An 18789-nucleotide genomic window follows, 5' to 3' on the forward strand; every position below is an offset into this window, starting at 1 on the left:
TTAACGACCGGCTGGCAGCTCGAGCACGGTCAGAAGGCCGGCCTCGGCGGCGGTCACGCGCGGCGCGGCATTCACCAGCATGTGTGCGGTAGCCCGGTCGCCGGGCACCCCCCCACGGATCTCCACAACCAGCTTCGGCTCCGCTTCAATCTCGATGCGATCGCCCGGCTCGTCCGCCCCCACCGCGATCGTCAGCTCCAACCGGACCCGCTCCTGCCCCTCCTCCAGGCCCACCGCGGACTGGAAGATACCCGCCACCCGGCCCTTCTTCACCGGGAAGGCGCCTCCGGTGATGTCCTCCTCGGCGAAGACGGGGACGATCTCCTCCTCGAAGTCGTCGCAGTCCATGCCCAGCCCCAGCGCGCACAGGGCGGCGCTCTCCACCAGCCCCACGTGGCCGAGCTGCTCGCGGTCCACCAGGGCGAAGAACTCCTCCTCGGTGAGGCCCGCGCCCACCTTGCGCTGCAGGGCCTCGCGGCGGGTGCGCGCGTCCACCACGCGCGTCACCGTGGCATGGCGCACCGGACCGCACGCCTGCCCCACCGTGGCCACCAGGCGATCCATCACGAAGCCAGGGTTGGTGCCCGTGCCGAGCACCGCCACCCCCGCGCGCTGCGCCGCCTGCTCCAGCTTCTGCGCCAGCTCCGGGTACTTGAGGAAGGGAAAGGCCAGCTCCTCACAGGTGGAGACCACGGGCAGGCCGAGCTGGATCGCCTGCAGCAGCTGATCCATGACGCCTTCCAGGCGCGAGCCCGTGGCATGCAGCAGCACGACGCCCTTGCGCCGTCCCACGGCCGCCTCCAGGCTGCCCGCGACCTTGCCCTTCAGTCCCGCGACCCCCACCACGTCCGACAAGGATCGCCCCACCAGTTGGGGGTTGGCATCCATCGCGCCGAGCAGCTCGACCTCGGGTGAAAGCAGGGACGCCCTGACGATCTCCTGCCCGATGACTCCCAACCCCATGACCACCACCGGGACCGGCCCTGCGGAGGCTCTAGGCATCGGAGAACTCTCCAAATTTCAAGGAGTTACAACACAGTGCGGCACTCGGGCGCACCATAGACCACCCCCCGCCGGACAGGCAAGCGGCTCGTGAGGCGAGAGGGTGCTCATTTTCCGAAAACCCCGGGAAGTCACGAGGGCTCGTCGGGCAGGCAGGTGCACGGCAGACCAGTCCCGAGGGTGTGACCTTTGGGTGGGAAGCCGTGTATAACAGCCCGGTTCTTCAACATCCGTTCTTCAGGGTTGGGAGGCTGTATTCATGGACCGCATCCTCGTAGTGGATGACGATCCGCTCATTCTGGCCGCGCTGTCGCGGATCCTCCAGTCGGAGGGCTACGAGGTCGTCACCCACACGGATCCCGCCCAGGCCGCCAAGGAGCAGGGATTCCAGGTGGTGCTGACGGACTTCATGATGCCGCTGCTCAACGGCGTGGAACTCTTGCGCACGCTGCGTGAGAAGAATCCGCGCGCGGTGCGCCTGATGCTCACGGCGGCGGCGGATTTCCGCACCGCTTCCGAGGCGGTCAACCGGGGCGAGGTGTTCCGCCTGCTGGGCAAGCCGTGGTCGCTCAGCGAGCTGACCAGCGCGGTGCGCCAGGCCATCGAGCACTACCGGCTGGTGGAGTCCAATGAGCGGCTCACGCGCGAGGTGGCGGAAAAGAACGCGGAGCTGACGGCCATCAACCGCGACCTGGAGCGCATGGTGGTCGAGCGCACCAACGGCCTGCTCGATGGGCTCATCAGCGCGCTCGACTACCGCGACACCGAGACCCAGTGGCACTCGCGCCGCGTGTCGCTCTACTCGCGCCGCATCGGCGAGGAGATCGGCCTGACGCCCACCCAGCTCGAGGTGGTGGAGCAGGGCGCGCTCCTGCACGACATCGGGAAGATCGGCGTGAGCGACACCATCCTGCTCAAGCCCGGCCCGCTCTCGCCCGAGGAGTGGGTGGAGATGCGCAAGCACCCCGAGTACGGCTACAAGATCCTCGCGAAGATGCCCTACCTGCACGACGCCTCGCTCATCGTGCTGCACCACCAGGAGCGCTGGGACGGCAAGGGCTACCCCCAGGGGCTCAAGGCCCGGGACATCGTCGTCGGGGCGCGCATCTTCGCCATCGCCGACACGGTGGACGCCATCACCTCGGATCGTCCCTACCGCAAGGGCCGGCCGCTGTCCGTGGCGCGCGATGAGATCCGGCGCTGCTCGGGCACGCAGTTCGATCCGGAGATCGCCGAGGCCTTCCTGCGCATCCAGGACGCCGAGTGGCAGCGCATCCGCAAGAAGGTCGAGGACATGGAGAACGCGGAGAACGCGCTCTGGGCCGGCTTCACGCCGGGCAAGGTCCCCAACCGCGTGGCGAGCTGAACCGCCCGCCCCGCCCGCTTCCCTGGACTAGGGCGACACCCCCACGTCGATCAGGGTGTCGCCCTCCAGCAGCAGATCCACCACCTCCAGGCCGCGCGTCACCTCGCCGAACGCCGTGTAGCGGCCGTCCAGGTGCGGCTGCGGCGAGAGCGTGAAGAAGAACTGGCTGCCCCCCGTGTCCTTCCCCGACAGCGCCATGCCGATGACGCCCCGCGCGTAGCGCCGGTGGGTGATTTCGCATCGGATGGAGTACCCCGGCCCGCCCTCCCCGTCTCCCCGCGGATCTCCCCCCTGGGCCACGAAGTCCGGCACCACGCGGTGGAAGGCGAGGCCCCGGAAATAGCCCTGGCGAGCGAGCGTCACGAGGTTGCCCGACGTCAACGGCGCCTCCGCGTCCAGCGCCACGGTGATGTCCCCCTTGGAGGTGCGGAAGGTGAGGGACGTTCCCGCCGGCGCGGGCGAGGGACGGTGCGCCTCCTCCGAGACTTCCACGAAGGGCGCCCGCACCGGTTGTCCCGTGAGGCGGGTGAGCGCCTCGGCGGCCACGCGGCGCACGTTCGCATGCGGATGTCCCAGCCATCCGCGCAACACCTCCTCCGCGTCCCGCCCCGCGAGCGCCACGAGCCCCGCCGCCACCGGCTCGGCCAGATCCGGCTCCCGAGGCACGCGCTCGGCCAGCGCACGCACCCGGGGCAGTGCCTCCATGTCCTTCAACTCCGCGGCCGTGCCCGCCGCCGAGGCCGCCACCACCGCGTCCTCTCCCGCCAGGAGCTCGCGCACGGGCCCGGCCGCCTCGGGCACGGGACGCGCCGCCACCGCCGCGAGCGCCGCCAGCCTCACGCGCGCATCCGCGTGCTTCAGGTAGCGCACCGCCTCGCCCGCGCCCCGCGCCGCGCCGGACTGCGCCACCTCGCGCAGCCCCAGCGCCAACCGCGAGGACTCCGCCACCCGGCCGCCCCCACAGCGCAGCACCTCGTCGAGCCGCCCATGCTGCCGATCCATCGCCGCCGCCAGCCGGCAGTCCAGGTTCATCAAATCCCCACCCGCTCCCTCGGACACCGCCCCGGGCGCCGCCTCCTGGAGTGCGCGCCGCAGGGACACCAGCACCCGGCGCCCCGCCTCGGGCAGGCCCTGTTGCGCGAGCGCGAGCCACGCATGGCCCGCGGCGGAATCCCCTCGGGCCACACGTCCCGCCCCCGGCGCGAGTCCCGCAAGCACATCCAACGCCGTGCAGTCCCCCGAGCACCGAGCGGCCAGCTTCGCGAGTGTCCGCGCCGCCTCGGCCGCCACGCGCGGCACCTCGTCCGCGAGCAGTGCCCCCACCACCGCCGCGTCCTCCGGTGCGCCCGCGTCACCCAGGCCCTTCGCACACACGGCCCGGACATCCGGCGCCCCGTCGCCCAGGCAGGCACGCAGCGGGCCCAGGGCATCGGCGCGCTTCAGGTTCGCCAGCAGATAGGCCCCTCCATACCGGGTGGTCTCGGGCAGGCCCGCCTGGAGCAACCCCTCCACCCGAGCGATCGGAACCTCCGCCAGTGACGTGCCCCGACGCCCCGCCACCCCGAGCGCCAGGGCCGCGCGACCCGCGAGAACGGGCCCGAGCGACAGCCGCTCCACCAGGCGCGCCACCGCATCGGGCGTGCCGAGCTTGCCCAGGGAGTCGATCAACGCGAGGTACGCGCCCGACTCCGCTTCCAACGCGCGGGCCTCGCCGCCCGCCTCCTGACGCGTCCGGTACTCGCTGGCGAGCAGCGCCCGGGCCAGCCGGGACTTCTCCTCTGGGGTAAGCGGCTCCCACGACAGCGCGAGCACACCGGCGGCGAAGGCCGCCGCCTGCCTCACCGGGGGCTCGCCGTCCTTCAATCCCACCTCCACCGCGTCCAGCGTCGAGGGGGCCTGCAGGCGGGCGAGCGCGAGGAACGCCCGGACCCGGACCGGCGTGCTGCCCCGCAGCGCCCGCTCCACCAGCCGTCCATCCGCCAGCGAGCGGCGATCCTCCCACCGGGCGACCTCCTCGAGGGACTCCTCCTGGGTGGGGGACGGGGAGGCGTGGACACAACCCGAGAGCACGGCCCCCGCCAACAACCAGGCGGCGAGCGAGGCGTACAGAGCGTTCATGGCGCGCTCGCGTAGGCCAATTCCCCGCGAAAATCCAGGGGTTAGCGCTCGCTTGCCGTTTGACTTGGGGCTCCCGGGCACCGGAAGATACGGGGCGCTTTCCAGACTCAAGGAGTACCGGTCCTGAAATGCCCTGGCTGCGGCATCAAGGTCGCGGATGGCACCGCCATCTGCCCTTCGTGCGACTACATCATCGATGCCTCGTTCATCTCGTCGGATGCTCCCCGGAGAAGTCTCGTGGAAGAGGGAGAAGAGGAGATGACCGGGTCGCTCTCGGCCATTCCTCCTCCGTCCCGGTCCGTCAGCACCAACCCCGGCACGCGCGGCGCCCCGTCGAAGGTCACCACGTCCTCGGGCGTGCGGGTCTCGTCCGCGGGCATGCGGGTCACCACGGCCTCGGGCGTGCGCCCCAAGGGCGCCTCCGGCACGGGCTCGCGTCCCGCCGTCTCCACGCCCACGGGCTCGCGTCCCGCCCTCCCCCCGGACAATGACGTCACCAACGTCCGCTCCATGGAGGACATCGTCCGCAGCGCCCCGCCCCGCGCCTCGAACGGACGCCCCATCCCGGCCGTGCGTCCCGGGAGCGCCACGGGCTCGCGTCCCGCCGTGCCCCCCCGCCGCGAGACGAACACCGAGCTGGATCCCTCCGACGTCAACTACGTCCCTCCCCGGCCCGCGCCCTCCTCCGTCAACACCACCGGGCAGATCATGGCGCCCGAGGAGCTCGCCGCGGACCTCAAGGACTTCCTCGGCGAGCTGGGCCGCTCCGACAAGATCGTCTTCTTCAGTGCCATCGCCGTGGTGCTCTCGGCCTTCACCCCCTGGAAGGAGACGGCCGAGGACGGCGACATCCTCGGGCTGATGAGCCTGGGCATCGTCGCCATCCTGGGCGCGCTCGGCATCGTCGGCGTCCTCGCCGTGCGCGTGCGCCGCATCATGCCGCGCCTCAACGTGCTCGTGCCCTGGATGGCTCAGCTCGGCCTGTCCATCGCCTGCGTCCTCTGGTGCCTCATCTTCATGAAGCTCTCCACCGACAACACCGAGGTGCCCTCGGCCGTGGGCAGGGAGATCATCCACAGCTCCTCCCCGAGCTTCGGCGCGGTGCTCGCCCTGCTCGGCTCGCTGGGCTGTCTGGCCGGCACGGTGCTCGGCATCAAGGAGAAGCCGGAACCATGACGCCGTCGCCCTCGCCGGCCAGCGCCGCCTCCGCCCTCGATCGGCTGCTGCGGGCCCTGAGCGGGACGGTGCTCGGCCAGACCCACGTCGTGGCCGACCTCGTCACCGCGTTCCTCGCGCGGGGGCACGTGCTGCTCGAGGGCGTGCCCGGCGTGGCCAAGACGCTCACCGCGCGCAGCATGGCCTCGGCGCTCGGCCTGGGCTTCACCCGCGTCCAGTTCACCCCGGACCTGATGCCGAGCGACATCCTCGGCACCCACGTCTTCCGGCCCCAGGAGGGCGCCTTCCAGCTCATGAAGGGCCCCATCTTCACCGAGGTGCTGGTGGCCGATGAGATCAACCGCACCCCGCCCAAGACGCAGTCCGCGCTCCTGGAGGCCATGGAGGAGCGCCAGGTCACCCTCGAGGGCACCCCCCACGCGCTGCCCCCGCACTTCTTCGTGGTCGCCACGCAGAACCCGCTGGAACTCGAGGGCACCTATCCCCTGCCCGAGGCGCAGCTCGATCGCTTCCTGATGCGGGTGCGCGTGGGCTACCCGCCGCCCGAGGCGGAGCTGGACATGGTGCGCGCCTTCCACCAGCGCCAGGGTCGCCCGCCCCAGATGGAGCGGGTGCTGGACGCGCCCACGCTGTTGGAGTTGCAGGCGCGCGCGGCGGCCGTGGCCTGTGACGACTCCATCCTCGACTACACGGTGCGCCTCATCCGCGAGACGCGCGCCAACCCCCGCGTGCGTCTGGGGGCCTCGCCGCGCTCGGCGCAGGCGCTGCTCGCGGCGGCCAAGGCCCGCGCGGCCCTGCACGGCCGCGACTTCGTCACCCCGGACGAGGTGAAGGCCGTCTGCCCGAGCGTGCTCAACCACCGCCTGCTGCTCAAGGCGGAGGCGGAGGTGGAGGGCCTCACCGCGGATGACGTGCTCCGCCACACGCTGGAGCGCGTCCAGGTTCCCCGGTGAGCGCCGGCCGGCCCGTCCCCACGGGACTCGCCGTGGTCCTGATCTCGCTCGCCCTGGTGCCCGCGGCGCTCGCCGTGGCGGGGGATGTCTTCCTCTGGCTCGCGCTCGCCCTGGACGGGGCGGTGCTCGCGCTGTGCGTGGGGGACTTTCTCGCCGCGCCACGCGCCTCGGACGTGGTGGTGCGGCGCGACGTGGAGCCGGTGCTCTCCTCGGGCGTCGCCCAGACGGTGCGACTGGTGGTGGAGTCGCGCGGCGCGCGGCCCGTGCGCGGACGGGTGCGCGACGAGGTGCCCTCCGGAATCGAAGTGCGTGGGCACGAGCAGCCCTTCTCCCTCTCCCCCGAGGCGCCCTCCATCACCCTGCCCTACTCGCTCACGCCCCTCACGCGCGGAGACCTGCGCCTGGGGGACGTGCACCTGCGCCTGCTCGGACCACTGGGCCTGTGCGCGCGGCAGGTGCAGGTGTCCGCGGCGCAGAGCGTGAAGGTGTACCCGGACCTCACCGCCCTGTCGCGCGAGGCGCTCGCGCTCACCCTCGCCTCGGACGCGCCCGCCGAACGCCTCCTGCGCCGCTCGGCCGAGGGCCGTGAATTCGAGTCCCTGCGCGAGTACCGCCCGGGTGACGACTACCGCTCGGTGGACTGGAAGGCGACGGCGCGGCGGGGACGCACCACCGTGCGCGTGTACCAGCCCGAGCGCAACCAGCCCGTCCTGCTGATGCTCGACTGCGGGCGGCACATGGCGGGCCGCGTGGAGGGCCGCCGCAAGCTCGACCATGCGGTGGACGCGGCGCTGCGTCTGGCCAAGGTGAGCCTGGACGCGGGAGACCTGGTGGGCGTGCTCGCCTTCGCCAGCGACGTGCGCGCGAGTCTCCCTCCTCGAAAAGGCCACGAGCACCTGCGCCTCATCACCGAGTCGCTCTACCGCGCCGAGGCCGCCCTCGAGGAGAGCGACTACGGGCGCGCCTATGACTTCGCCTTCGCGCGCTCCTCGCGCCGCTCGCTGGTGGTGCTCTTCACGGATCTGGTGGATCCGGACGCCTCGGGCACGCTGCTCTCGCGCACGCTCGCCCTGCGCCCCCGGCACCTGCCCGTGGTGGCCTCGCTGCTGGACGAGGATCTCCAGACGGCCGCCACCGCGATTCCAGACTCCGTGCCGGATGCCTACGCGCGCCAGGCCGCCGCGCGCCTGGAGGAGGACTACCAGCGCACCGCCCTCACCCTGCGCGACTCGGGAGCGCTCGTCGTGCGCGCCTCCGCGAAAGGCTTTGGCGCCGCCGCCGTCAATACCTATCTCCACGTGAAGGCACGCGGACTGCTGTAGCGCCCCGTGCCCCATGACTGGAGTTCGGCCGGAATGAGCACTGACTTGCCGCGCGATCTCTGGGCGGGCCTGCTCCTCACCATGCGGCGAATATGAAGGAGTACGGAGTCCCGATGAACTTCATCCCCTGGAGAGGGCCATGAATGAGGAGCGTTCCTGGCAGGGGAACTGGAAGGTGCGCCTCCATGCGCGGGTCCGCGAGCGCGGATACTCTTCGCTCACCGCCTTTGCCGAAGCGCGCCCCACCGTCCCTCTGGTGGCGCTGGCGGAAGAGCTCGGGCAGGACGACATCAACGCGGTGCAGGTATTGAGTGGGTTGCTCGCCGAGGCCGAGCAGCGCAAACAGGTGACGCGCTTCGAACGAGATGTGCTCGTTCGAATGCTCTCCCAGAGTCTCCCCGATGGCTGGCCGTCCGTCATGGACGACCAGGCCCGTTTCACCGTCGGCAAGGCACTCGGCCGCTGGATCGGCTATACCCCCGAAGCCCATCAGGAGCGCTCCGAGCGGGTTGTCGCAGCACTCCTCGCCACGCCGCCACCGCCCGGCTGGCGGCCACTCGGTCCCGATGATGAGCTACTGCGCACGCTCTTGCCAGACGAGGAAGCTTGAGCGTCACCTCTCCCCAGGCAGAGCCATACCCTCGCTCATGGGTGAAGCCAACCTCAAGGCCAATAGGGTGAAGACGCGGACGTATTCGTTCACCTGGGGCCAGAGCCGCTTTTCTTCTTCTACCAAGGCGTCATGGATTCTCACCCATTCGCCTCCGCGATGTGTGGGACGGTGGGTAATGCGAGGGAATTGATACCCACCGCGGCCTTGAATGGCCTGGCATGTCCCCACAAGGGATTCATGCCCTCCGCGACACCGTCCTATGTGCCCATCTGCCTTTCCAGCGGAACGGTTTGCGGCACGATCAGATCACCCGTGTGTAGGGTGGTCACGGTCTCGATCAGCATGATGCCGCACTCTTCGGTGGCTACGGGATTGTGCCTGGTCTTCTTCGGCACCACGCAAAACTGGCCGGGCGAGAGGTGCACGTCGCGATCCTCGAACTGGATTGTCAGCTTGCCGTAGATGACGAAGAACATCTCGTCTTCGTCGGCGTGGTCGTGCCAGACCAACTCACCCTTCAGCTTGGCGACCTTGATGTACTGGTCATTGACTCGCCCGATGATGCGCGGCGTCCAGTACTCAGTGACCTGTTCCAGTGCTTCCGACAGCCCGATGACGCTTCCATTCAGCATGACCTGTCTCCAGCAGCGTTGGTCCTCTGTTCGGTATAGTCGACAACGGCCCTCCAGACACGTGCGCTCAGGGCTGGATGGATCGAGGCTGAGGGTCTGGCTTCTTGACCGCCACGTAGCACCCGCCTTGGTACTCAGCCGTTCCCGGTGGGCAGGGGGCATCGCGGCGATGGCGCACCCAGCAGCCACCCCTGATCTCCACTTCCGTTTCGGGCATGCAAGGGGGCTTGCGCTGCACCTCGAAGGGCTTCTCCGGCATTGGATAGGCGATGGCTGAAGGGAGGTCCTGTCCATCCATCAGGACGGGAGTGTCATCGGCCCGGCCGCGCATTTTCGGAGGCGTGGATGTGCGCGGCCAGAGCAGGAAGACGAGTCCCACCGCCAAAGCCACGCCCGCGAGTCCCCAGCGCGTCGCCCGGTGCCGTGAACGGATGGGCCGTGGCCCACGCATGAAGTGGGCCCGCACATCCGCCCGCTCACCGAGTTGCGCCAGGGAGCCCGCGAGGCGGATGAAGCCCAGGGTCAGTTCGTGGAACCTCGGCGGCTTCGCCCCGTCCGTGTGCTTGGGGTGAAGAACCAGGGCGTCCGGGTCGGTGAGCCTCGTGGTCTCCGCACACCAGGGGGTGGACGTGCTCCAATCGTCACCGGAGCCCGGCATCACGACCAGCGCGGGCTCCCCCGTTTCGACATGATGCGCCGCATAGAGGCGCCCTTCGTCCTCCGGGATGTCCGCGAACCGCTCACCCAGCTCATACGAGCCCAGACGACGTCCCTTCCACTCTGGCGTGTCGCTCATGTCCATGCCTCCCAAGAGCGACTCTTCCTACTCGGGATGTCGGGCCGCTGTCCAGACCCGATGGGTCAGAATGCACGGAAGTGGAACTGGACTCCCGGGCATCGAACGGACCGCGCCGAGACGGCCCTCGAGGAGAGCGACTACGGGCGCGCCTATGACTTCGCCTTCGCGCGCTCCTCTCGCCGCTCGCTGGTGGTGCTCTTCACGGACCTGGTGGACCCGGACGTCTCGCGCACGCGCGCCCGGCGCCCACGGCACCTGTCCGTGGTGACCTCGCTGCTGGACGAGGATCTCCAGACGACCTCCAACTCAGGAGCCCCAGGTCCATGCACTGCGGAGGCGTGGGGCTACTCACCCCCTTCTTCGGTCTCCGCCGCCCCCTGGACCCGCTTCGTCTCTTCCCACTCCGTCAGGGCGGAGGCCACGGGGTGGAGCGTGTGGCGCATCAGCCGCTTGTGGTGCACCGCGAGATAGTGCTCCCCAGCGATGGACACGAAATCAAAGGGAGAGGCGGGGTGGTTCTTCAACCACCCCTCTGCTTCCGCACGGGTATCGAAGGAGGGCGTCGCGGGAGGTATTCCTCTCGCGGCAAGTTCTGCGATGTACGGTTCTATGATGTAGTCCCGGTATATGCCGCGAGCGTTGTCTTCACGAGAATACCAAGCCAGATAATACTTATCGCCAATGAGTATGCGTGCCGGACTGGGTGGCTCCTCGAGCCCCTTCAGCCAGGCCTCCGCCTCGTCATGTGCTGTGAAATGAGCGATGGCGAGTGGAGCATAATCGAGGCGATTGTTGATGTAGTCCTCGACTGCGGCGAGTTGTTCGGTGTCGGCGATGAAGTTGACCAGGTTGATGAGGACGACTGCGGACTGCTTCTGTTCAGGGTCAGGCGCCTCGTCGAACGCCTTCAACAGAAGCCTCATGACCTCATGCGAGGTCGCATCCTTGCTCGCGTCGAGGGCGGGGCTCACGTGAGGGCGTGGCGTGGGAGGAAGCCCCCTGAGATAGTCTTCAAACAGGTAGACTTGGCCTGTTTCGCCGATGAATGCCCTGTATTCGCTCACCTGGGGCCAGAGCCGCTTTTCTTCTTCCCTGCCCTCGAGTCGAGCTGCTTGCCACCGGGCTGCGGCGAACCGTGATGCGCTGATCAAGGCGTCATGGATTCTCACCAGGTCGCCTCCGCGATGTGTGGAGTGGTGGGCAATGCGGAGGGATTCTTCGCAACGAGCACGATCGGCATCAGGATGAGAACACCTCCACCCGAGGCGGCGACCGCGGCAACGAAGGCGACTCCAGCGATGACGATGACGGAGCCCGCGAGAATCTCCTCGCGGTGATTCTTGATCCAATCCACCGCGGGCTCTATCGCATTGAACTCCGCGGCATATTCCTCGGCCCATTTGCCCATTCGCCGCTTGCACATGTCTGCCTGCTTCATGCAATGCTCTGGACACCACCACTTCCTGGCTTCGCGCCACGGCTGTATCTTGATGGCGTCATATCGCCAATGCCCGACCCACACCGGCCTGCTACTCGCGAGGCAGTCCTCCTGGCACTGGATTCGTCGGCCTTCGCAGTACTCGTCCAGCCCCGTCGAGGAGACGCGCACGCTGCCTCGGTTCGAACTCATCGCGCGCGTGGTGTACTGGAACGTCGTCAGGTCGAAGTCCTCAAGCGGCTTCCAATCGTGGATCACCCGCCCATCCGGCATCTCCTGGATGAGGAGCGCGTACCTGGCGAGATGGTGCTGACCGGTGGGGCCCCAAGCCGCGACAGTGGGTCGGGTGACACTACAGGAAACAAGGAGAAGGCTGAGACCCACGGCCACGAGCTTCCGTGGGAGCGTTCTGGTGGTCATGTAGGATTCTCGGGGTTGCGTCGGCGTCCGCCGCGTCGATGTCGAGGTGGTCTCCGCGCACCAGGGGGTAGACGCGCGCACCACCTGGAGTGAAATGGGGGCCCCATGTACCCCAGGCTTCCGCGAGGCGCACGCACCTCGGTGGATCCCAGTCGCGCGGCGGCGTTCCCGAAAAAAAACCGTGCCAAGCGCGCCGGGGCCGATTTGTTGGCCCCCGCGAAGACCCCCTTTACAGATGCGTTTCGCTCCCCAAAATGGCCGCCCAATCGTGCTACACGCCTGTGTAGCGACGCACGACACGGACGGAGACAGGCGCTTGGCGGAGGCGAGGGAATTCAGGGAGTTGCGGGTGGTGGCGGATGCGGCGGCGGTGATGGCGTCGGAGGAGGCACTCTCCTCGGATGCCGGGCAGCAGGCGCAGGCGTTGACGCCCTTCCACGAGCGGCTGCTCGCGGAGGAGCTCACCATCAAGAGTTCGGACTCGCGCGAACGGCTCGCCGGGGCGCTCGCCGAGGCGCGCGTGGACTTGAACCCGCACCAGCTCGAGGCCGCGTGCTTCGCCCTGGACTCGCTCTCGCGCGGCGGCTGCATGCTCGCGGACGAGGTGGGCCTGGGCAAGACGATCGAAGCCGGCATGGTGCTCGCCCAGCTCATGGCCGAGGGCAAGACGCGCATCCTCATCCTCGCCCCCGCCGTGCTGCGCGCGCAGTGGAACAGCGAGCTGCGCGAGAAGTTCGACCTCGAGTCCGTCATGGTCGACGGCCGCACCGTGCGCGCCACCGGCAACTGCTTCGATCAGCCCTTCCCCGTCATCTGCTCGCACCCGTTCGCCGCCAACAAGGCCTCGCTCGTGGCGGAGATCCCCTGGGACGTGGTCGTCATCGACGAGGCCCACCGGCTGCGCAACGCCTACAAGGCCGGACACAAGACGGGCCAGGCCCTGCGCGCCGCCCTCCAGGGCCGCCCCAAGCTGCTGCTCACCGCCACGCCCCTGCAGAACGACTTGATGGAGCTGTTCGGCCTCGTCACGCTCCTGGACGAGCAGATCCTCGGCCCCGAGCACGCCTTCCGCACCCGCTACCGGCTGGAGGGCGAGACGGGCGGGCTGCCCGGCGACGCCGCCACCGAGCTCAAGGAGCGGCTCGCCCCGGTGGTGCAACGCACGCTGCGCCGCCAGGTGCGCGAGTACGTGCGCTACACCAACCGCCGCTCCATCGTGGAGGACTTCGCCCCCTCGCCCGAGGAGCATGATCTCTACGAGAAGGTGAGCGAGTACCTGCGGCGCTCCGAGGTGGCCGCCATCGAGCCGGGCAAGAAGACGCTGCTCACGCTCTGCTACCGCAAGCTCCTGGCCTCCTCCACCTACGCCATCGCCCCCACCCTGCGTCGGCTCTCCGAGAACCTCACCAAGCGCCTGGAGGCGGCGCGCCTGGGCCAGCGCGCCCTGGGCTTCTTCGAGCCCGAGGAAGCCAGGCAGTTCGCCGAGGAGGGCGAGGAGTGGCTGGAGGACTCCTCGAGCAAGCCCGTGAGCATCCGCACGCTCGAGAACGAGATGTGGGAGCTCAAGCAGTACGCGGACCTCGCCGACTCCATCAAGGTCAACGCCAAGGGCGAGGCGCTGCTGCGCGCGATGGAGCGCACCTTCAAGGTGATGAAGGGCCAGGGCTGGCCGGAGAAGGCGCTCATCTTCACCGAGTCCAAGCGCACCCAGCAGTACCTGTGCACCCTGCTGTCGCAGAACGGCTACGAGGGGAAGATCTCCCTGCTCTCGGGCGACTCGGGCGGCGGCCCCGAGGAGCGCCGCGCGCTGGTGAACGAGTTCCGCGACAAGACGCAGATCCTCATCTGCACCGAGGCGGGCGCCGAGGGCCTCAACCTCCAGTTCTGCAACCTGGTGGTGAACTACGATCTGCCGTGGAACCCGCAGCGGGTGGAGCAGCGCATCGGCCGCTGCCACCGCTATGGCCAGCAGCGCGACGTGCTCGTCATCAACTTCCTCAACCGGCGCAACGCCGCGGACGCGCGGCTGTACGAGCTGCTCGAGAAGAAGTTGAACCTCTTCGACGGCGTGTTCGGCGCGTCGGACGAAATCCTCGGCGCGCTGGAGAGCGGCGTGGACTTCGAGCGGCGCATCCTCGACATCTACCAGTCCTGCCGCCACCCGGACGACATCAACGCCGCGTTCGACAAGCTGCGCTCGGACATGGAGGGCCGCATCAGCGAGCGCATGACGGAGGCGCGCTCGGTGCTGATGGAGCGCTTCGACGGGGACGTGCGGCGGCGGCTGCGCATCGCGGGCGCGCAGACGAAGGAGGCGCTGGAGAAGCGCCAGCAGGGCGCGCGCGCGCTGACGGGCTCGGTGCTGGGCAGCCACGCCTCGGGCCGGCTCCAGGTGGCCAAGGCTGCCTATGCCGTGAGGGACAGGACGCACGACGCCATCAACTACCTCCAGCTCAACGCGGCGGGCCTGCCCGCGCGACTCGCGCGCCTGGCGGGCAGCGAGGGCTGGTGGTTCGTCTACAAGTGCGAGACGACGGGCCTCAAGGCCGAGGAGCGCATGCTCCACCTGGTGCTGGTGCTCGAGCGCGACGGCAAGAGCTTCCGCGCCCTGCCGCTCGAGGACGGCGAGCACTTCATGAAGCTGGTGGGCAAGGAGGAGCGGCGCCGCCAGCCTCCCCCCGTGTCCGTGACGCTCATGCAGGAACAGGCGCTCATGGCCGCCAAGGACGAGGTGCTGCGCGCCGCCGAGCGCCGCAATGCCCTGGAGTTGGATCTGGCGCGTGAGCGCGCCGATCGCTTCGCCGAGGACTGTCTGCTGGAATCGCGCGAGGCGGTGGAGCGCGCGCGAGAGGCCTGGCAGGAGGCGCGCCGCCACGTGTGCACCCATGAGGATCCCGCCGAGCGCATGAAGGCGCGCGCCCACGCGGAGCGGCTCGAGCGCGAGTACCGCAAGAAGCTCGCCTCGCTGCGCAACGAGGAGGAGAAGCGCTACGCGGCCAAGGATCGGCAGATCGCGGACCTCGCCAACAAGGCCAAGGTCACCGAGAAGCGCTCCCTCATCGCCTCCGCCTACTTCTGGCTGTCCTGAGGCCGCCCGGCCCCCTGCCTCCCGAGGGGGCCACACGACATGTCCGGGCCAAGGCATAGGCCAGTCGTTACCCTGCCTTCATGTCCGACGCTCGTCCCGTGCGCCCGCCCTGGAAGTCTGGCTTCGTGCTCGTGTGCAAGAAGTGCTCGGGCAACAAGAACCTGGACTTGAGGAAGTGGCTGGAGCGCCGGCTGGAAGCGGAAGGCCACGACGACGAAGTGAAGGTGCTCAAGGTGAGCTGCATGGACATCTGCCCCAAGGGCCGGGTGATGGCCGTGGTGCCACCGGGGCCCGAGGGCTCACCGGGCGGCTGCTACGCGGTGGATCCCCTCCACGAGCGGGAAGATTTCTACCGGCGCGTCCTGAAACTTCTTCCGGAGGATCATCCCAAGACGCACTAGGGCGCCCGGGGCTTGAGCCGCACCCAGGTCGCGCCCCAGCCGCCATCGGCCTCGGTCGCGGACCGGAAGGACTCCACTTCGGGAAGCTGGGGGAGGAGTGACTGGACGGTGCGCCTCAACGCGCCCGTGCCCTTGCCGTGGATGATGCGGATGTCGAGCACCCCGGCTTCACGGCACGCCCAGAGATACTCGGTGACGACGTCCTTCACGTCCCGGGGGTGGAACGGATGCAGATCCAGGTTCCCATCCAACGGCAGCGCCACCGGCGCCTCGGGATCGAACCCGGCGTCCTCGTCCCCCTCGTTACTGGCCACGACGCACGCGGTCAGCCTCTTCCTGGCGACGCACCGCGTCCAGGCGCCGCTGTTCCCGGGCCGCCTGGAACTCGGCCTCCAAAGTGGAGACTTCGTTTCGCAGGGCGGAGAAATGTTTACGCACGTCTTCCCAGGTATCACCTGCTGGCACGATTTGCGCCTGCTCCTCGACACCGGGACCCGCACCACCGGCCGCTGCCATGCGTGCCACCAAAGCCGCAACAAGGACCGATCTCATACCCTCCCCTTCAGCAAGCCACGTGCCATACTCCACTGCCCTACAACCCCCCACACCCAAGGGGCTCACGGCTTCGCGTCGGAAGGGGACGCGGTGCGTGAGATGACGCTGCGCGCCAGGTGGATGGCGGACAGCGGAGCACTGCCCTCGGCCTTGTTGTTGAGGGTGGCGAAGACGGGCCGGCCCAGGTTCAGCGCGGCGGTGGCGACGCGGGCGATGCCCTCCCGGGTGCGCGGGTCCTCGTCCACGAGCCGATCGAAGGGGAAGTAGCGCTTGCGCGCCTCCTCGTAGTCCAGGTTGGGCGGGAGCATCCAACGCACCACGAGCGCGGGTGCCTGCAAGGCACGCAGGCGGACGGTCTGCCGCTCGACGGGCGGCAGGTTCTTCCACACGGCGAGCACGGGGCAGGCTCCCGCGTCGGCGAGCACCTGGCCCAGGGCGTCCGTCATCAGGGCCTCGTTGCGGACCTCGACGGCGTACAGCGGGCCCCGTGGGAGCGCGGCGAGGAAGGTGTGCAGCCGCTCCATGAAGAGGCCCACACCGCCGAACTCCTGGACGTCTTGCGGCGGGAGCTGGAAGACGATGGGCCCGGCCTTCTCTCCCAGACCCTCGACACACGGCCCCACGACGAGGTCGGCCGCGTAGGCGGCGTCGAGGAAGCGGGCATTGGGCTGACCTCGGACGTCGCCATAGCGCGCATGCACCGGCCAGCGCGCGAGCGTACAGGCCTCGTGGGCCTTCACGAGGAAGCGGAAGCCCGGGGGCACCTGGGCGGCGTACTCGGCGAAGGTGGCGGCGGGAATGGGCGCGTAGAAGGTCCGGTCCACCCCCACGGTGCGAAGAATGGGGTGCTGGGCGTACGCGGCGAGCCCCTCGCGCGACAGCCGCGCCGGCGTGGCTTCCCGGTCGTAGACGAGCCCCTTCCACCCGGGAAACGTCCACGAGGAGGTGCCCAGGTAGAGCGCCGGGGGAAGCCGCTCTCCCAGGGCCCGCACGTCATCGGGCAGCTCGGCGGGACCGACGGGCTCGCCCTGCCCGCGCCGCCGTCCCCTGGCGGGAGTGGGGCTGGGCGCCCCGGTGAAGAGATCGAGTTGGGAGGAATCGGCCATGTGCGCTCCGGTGGACTCTATTTCTAGAGTAAGCCCGAGCGGCCACACTTCCAAGGTCTTCTCCGAAGAAACACCGAGGGCCGGCATGCCGGGGGGCGGGCACCCGGCCGCGATGCACCGCGTCGTGCGCGGAGCGTCAGTTCGCTTCGGGGACGTCCGCCGCGGCCTTGCGCACGGTGTGCACCGCGGCATCCACCTCGGCGAGGATGCGGCGGGCGTGGGCGAGGAAGGCGGTGCCCGCGGGCAGCAGCCGCATGCCGCGCGGCGTGCGCTCGAAGAGCGGCGTTCCCAGCTCGTCCTCGAGCGACAGGATGTGACGGCTGAGCGGGGGCTGGGACAGGTGCAGCCGGCGCGCGGCGCGGCCCACGTGGCCCTCTTCGGCCACCGCGACGAAGGACTGGAGGTGCGTGAGGCTCACGGCCCCGAGTCTAGCGCTTCCGCGGACCGTGGACCCAATGCCAAGACAGCATTGGACGCCCGGGTGGCCCCGGGGCCACCTTGCCCGCCATGGGAATTCCACTACTCAAGGGAATGGACGTCGAGCGTCTGCGTCGCGCGGGACGGGCCGCGGCCGGGACGCTCGCGCATGTCGCGGCCCGGCTCGCCCCGGGCATCTCGACGGCGGACATCGACACGTGGGTGCGCGAGGACACGGCGCGGCGCGGCGGCACCCCCAGCCAGCTCGGCTACAAGGGGTTTCCGGCGGCGGTCTGCACCAGCCGCAACCACGTCGTCTGCCACGGCATCCCGCGCCCGGACGAGCGGCTCGGGCCCGGGGACATCGTCAACGTGGACGTCACCACGTGCCTCGAGGGGTTTCACGGGGACACCTCGGCCACGTTCTTCATCGGCGAGGTGTCCGCGGAGGCGCGCCATGTGGTGGACGTCGCGCGCCGGTGCCGCGACGCGGGCGTGGCGGTGGTGCGCCACGGGGCCCGGCTCGGAGACATCGGCGCCGCCATCGAGGAGCTCGCCCGCCAGGAGGGCTGCAGCGTGGTGCGCGAGTTCGGTGGACACGGCATCGGCCACCAGATGCACCTCCCGCCCCATGTGTCGCACGTGGGCAGACGCGGCACGGGCATCACCCTGCGCTCGGGAATGGTGATCACCATCGAGCCCATGGTGAACCTGGGGCGTGCGGAGATCCGGGTGTTGCCGGACGGGTGGACGGTGCTCACGGAGGACGGGAGCCTGTCGGCCCAGTTCGAGCACACCGTGCTGGTGACGCGCGAGGGCTGCGAGATCCTCACCCCCACGCCCCCCGCCGGGGAGATGCAGTAGGGTCCGCTCCCGCGCCCACCCCCGAGAGCCCGGGCGCGCGAGGAGCGAGCGTGGAGCTGACCTTCATCGATACCGAGCACCCGCTGTACCCGGAGGAACTGGAGCTGCGCTACCAGGTGCTGAGGGCCCCCCTCGGCTTCGACCGCTCCGCGGTGAAATTCCCCTTCGACGCGCACAGCCTGCACCTCGTCGCCGTGGACGCGGGGCGGGTCGTCGGGTGCGTGCTCTTCCATCCGGAGAGCGAGCACTCGGGCAGGCTCTTCCAGATGGCCATCGAGCCCGCGCGGCAGCGGACCGGCCTGGGGGCCCGGCTGGTGCGTGCCCTGGAGGAAGAGCTGGGGGCGAGGGGCTTCCGGGAAGTCACCCTCCACGCGCGCGCCCACGTGGCGGGCTTCTACGAGACACTCGGCTACGAGGTGTACGGCGAGCCCTTCGTGGAGGTGAGCATTCCGCATGTCCATATGCGGCGGCGGCTGGACGGGACGCTGCGGGGCGTACCGGGGGGACGTTAGGCTTCGA

Annotated in this window: 19 protein-coding genes and 1 pseudogene; 10 read left to right on the forward strand and 10 right to left on the reverse strand. The window is 69.5% G+C overall.

The window, feature by feature from the left end:
• A complete protein-coding gene (locus tag CYFUS_RS30685) occupies positions 1-1002 on the reverse strand; it encodes a dihydrodipicolinate reductase (RefSeq protein WP_095988456.1) in 1002 nt (333 codons plus the stop codon).
• A 259-nt stretch (positions 1003-1261) separates the two neighbouring features.
• Here CYFUS_RS30685 and CYFUS_RS30690 point away from each other — a divergent pair, with 259 nt between their 5' ends.
• Positions 1262-2368 (forward strand): HD domain-containing phosphohydrolase, encoded by a 1107-nt coding sequence (locus CYFUS_RS30690; protein WP_002624314.1) that lies wholly within the window; start codon positions 1262-1264, stop codon positions 2366-2368.
• Between the two features lie 27 nt (positions 2369-2395).
• Here CYFUS_RS30690 and CYFUS_RS30695 read toward each other — a convergent pair whose 3' ends face one another.
• Complete coding sequence (locus CYFUS_RS30695; protein ID WP_095988457.1) at positions 2396-4486, reverse strand: peptidylprolyl isomerase; 2091 nt, start codon at positions 4484-4486, stop codon at positions 2396-2398.
• A gap of 237 nt (positions 4487-4723) precedes the next feature.
• On the opposite strand from CYFUS_RS30695, the gene CYFUS_RS30700 reads away from it, so the two are divergent.
• From CYFUS_RS30700 to CYFUS_RS30715, 4 genes are all read left to right on the forward strand, one after another.
• On the forward strand, positions 4724-5662 hold the full coding sequence (locus tag CYFUS_RS30700) for a hypothetical protein (RefSeq protein ID WP_095988458.1): 939 nt from the start codon (positions 4724-4726) through the stop codon (positions 5660-5662).
• Entirely contained in the window at positions 5659-6615 is a 957-nt protein-coding gene (locus tag CYFUS_RS30705) for an AAA family ATPase (protein ID WP_095988459.1), read from the forward strand. Before CYFUS_RS30700 ends, CYFUS_RS30705 begins: the two co-directional genes overlap by 4 nt.
• On the forward strand, positions 6612-7937 hold the full coding sequence (locus CYFUS_RS30710; RefSeq protein WP_095988460.1) for a DUF58 domain-containing protein: 1326 nt from the start codon (positions 6612-6614) through the stop codon (positions 7935-7937). The genes CYFUS_RS30705 and CYFUS_RS30710 overlap by 4 nt, the downstream gene beginning before the upstream one ends.
• Positions 7938-8076: 139 nt before the next feature.
• Complete coding sequence (locus tag CYFUS_RS30715) at positions 8077-8547, forward strand: NUDIX hydrolase (RefSeq protein ID WP_095988461.1); 471 nt, start codon at positions 8077-8079, stop codon at positions 8545-8547.
• A gap of 260 nt (positions 8548-8807) precedes the next feature.
• Here CYFUS_RS30715 and CYFUS_RS30720 read toward each other — a convergent pair whose 3' ends face one another.
• Together CYFUS_RS30720 and CYFUS_RS30725 are read right to left on the reverse strand one after the other, a co-directional pair.
• Positions 8808-9182 carry a cupin domain-containing protein gene (locus tag CYFUS_RS30720; protein WP_095988462.1) on the reverse strand — a complete coding sequence of 125 codons (375 nt, stop codon included), beginning with the start codon at positions 9180-9182 and terminating at the stop codon, positions 8808-8810.
• 67 nt (positions 9183-9249) lie between these two features.
• Positions 9250-9978: a hypothetical protein gene (locus CYFUS_RS30725; RefSeq protein WP_095992331.1), complete on the reverse strand. Its 729-nt coding sequence runs from the start codon at positions 9976-9978 to the stop codon at positions 9250-9252.
• Positions 9979-10089: 111 nt separating this feature from the next.
• Here CYFUS_RS30725 and CYFUS_RS53140 point away from each other — a divergent pair.
• A pseudogene (locus CYFUS_RS53140) lies at positions 10090-10299 on the forward strand (DUF58 domain-containing protein); the annotation flags it as partial.
• A 26-nt stretch (positions 10300-10325) separates the two neighbouring features.
• On the opposite strand, the gene CYFUS_RS53145 reads toward CYFUS_RS53140, so the two are convergent.
• The gene (locus CYFUS_RS53145; RefSeq protein ID WP_232537914.1) at positions 10326-11150 is read right to left on the reverse strand and encodes a hypothetical protein; all 825 of its coding nucleotides are present in this window, start codon (positions 11148-11150) and stop codon (positions 10326-10328) included.
• A complete protein-coding gene (locus CYFUS_RS53150) occupies positions 11147-11839 on the reverse strand; it encodes a hypothetical protein (RefSeq protein WP_232536911.1) in 693 nt (230 codons plus the stop codon). The genes CYFUS_RS53145 and CYFUS_RS53150 overlap by 4 nt, the downstream gene beginning before the upstream one ends.
• Positions 11840-12212: 373 nt before the next feature.
• On the opposite strand from CYFUS_RS53150, the gene CYFUS_RS30740 reads away from it, so the two are divergent.
• Positions 12213-14927 carry an SNF2-related protein gene (locus tag CYFUS_RS30740; RefSeq protein WP_232537846.1) on the forward strand — a complete coding sequence of 905 codons (2715 nt, stop codon included), beginning with the start codon at positions 12213-12215 and terminating at the stop codon, positions 14925-14927.
• An 80-nt stretch (positions 14928-15007) separates the two neighbouring features.
• The gene (locus CYFUS_RS30745) at positions 15008-15328 is read left to right on the forward strand and encodes a (2Fe-2S) ferredoxin domain-containing protein (RefSeq protein WP_232536912.1); all 321 of its coding nucleotides are present in this window, start codon (positions 15008-15010) and stop codon (positions 15326-15328) included.
• Here CYFUS_RS30745 and CYFUS_RS30750 read toward each other — a convergent pair.
• From CYFUS_RS30750 to CYFUS_RS30765, 4 genes are all read right to left on the reverse strand, one after another.
• Entirely contained in the window at positions 15325-15642 is a 318-nt protein-coding gene (locus CYFUS_RS30750) for a Smr/MutS family protein (RefSeq protein ID WP_095988464.1), read from the reverse strand. The two genes, CYFUS_RS30745 and CYFUS_RS30750, sit on opposite strands and share 4 nt — an antisense overlap.
• Positions 15632-15844 carry a hypothetical protein gene (locus CYFUS_RS30755; RefSeq protein WP_232536913.1) on the reverse strand — a complete coding sequence of 71 codons (213 nt, stop codon included), beginning with the start codon at positions 15842-15844 and terminating at the stop codon, positions 15632-15634. Before CYFUS_RS30755 ends, CYFUS_RS30750 begins: the two co-directional genes overlap by 11 nt.
• Positions 15845-15945: 101 nt before the next feature.
• Complete coding sequence (locus CYFUS_RS30760; protein WP_095988466.1) at positions 15946-16989, reverse strand: DUF72 domain-containing protein; 1044 nt, start codon at positions 16987-16989, stop codon at positions 15946-15948.
• Positions 16990-17125: 136 nt separating this feature from the next.
• Entirely contained in the window at positions 17126-17407 is a 282-nt protein-coding gene (locus tag CYFUS_RS30765) for a LysR family transcriptional regulator (RefSeq protein WP_095988467.1), read from the reverse strand.
• 89 nt (positions 17408-17496) lie between these two features.
• On the opposite strand from CYFUS_RS30765, the gene map reads away from it, so the two are divergent.
• The gene (gene map, locus CYFUS_RS30770) at positions 17497-18270 is read left to right on the forward strand and encodes a type I methionyl aminopeptidase (RefSeq protein ID WP_095988468.1); all 774 of its coding nucleotides are present in this window, start codon (positions 17497-17499) and stop codon (positions 18268-18270) included.
• 50 nt (positions 18271-18320) lie between these two features.
• Complete coding sequence (locus CYFUS_RS30775) at positions 18321-18782, forward strand: GNAT family N-acetyltransferase (protein ID WP_095988469.1); 462 nt, start codon at positions 18321-18323, stop codon at positions 18780-18782.
• Positions 18783-18789 lie beyond the last annotated feature (7 nt).

Source organism: Cystobacter fuscus, from assembly GCF_002305875.1.
In the GTDB taxonomy this organism is placed as follows: Bacteria; Myxococcota; Myxococcia; order Myxococcales; family Myxococcaceae; genus Cystobacter; species Cystobacter fuscus_A.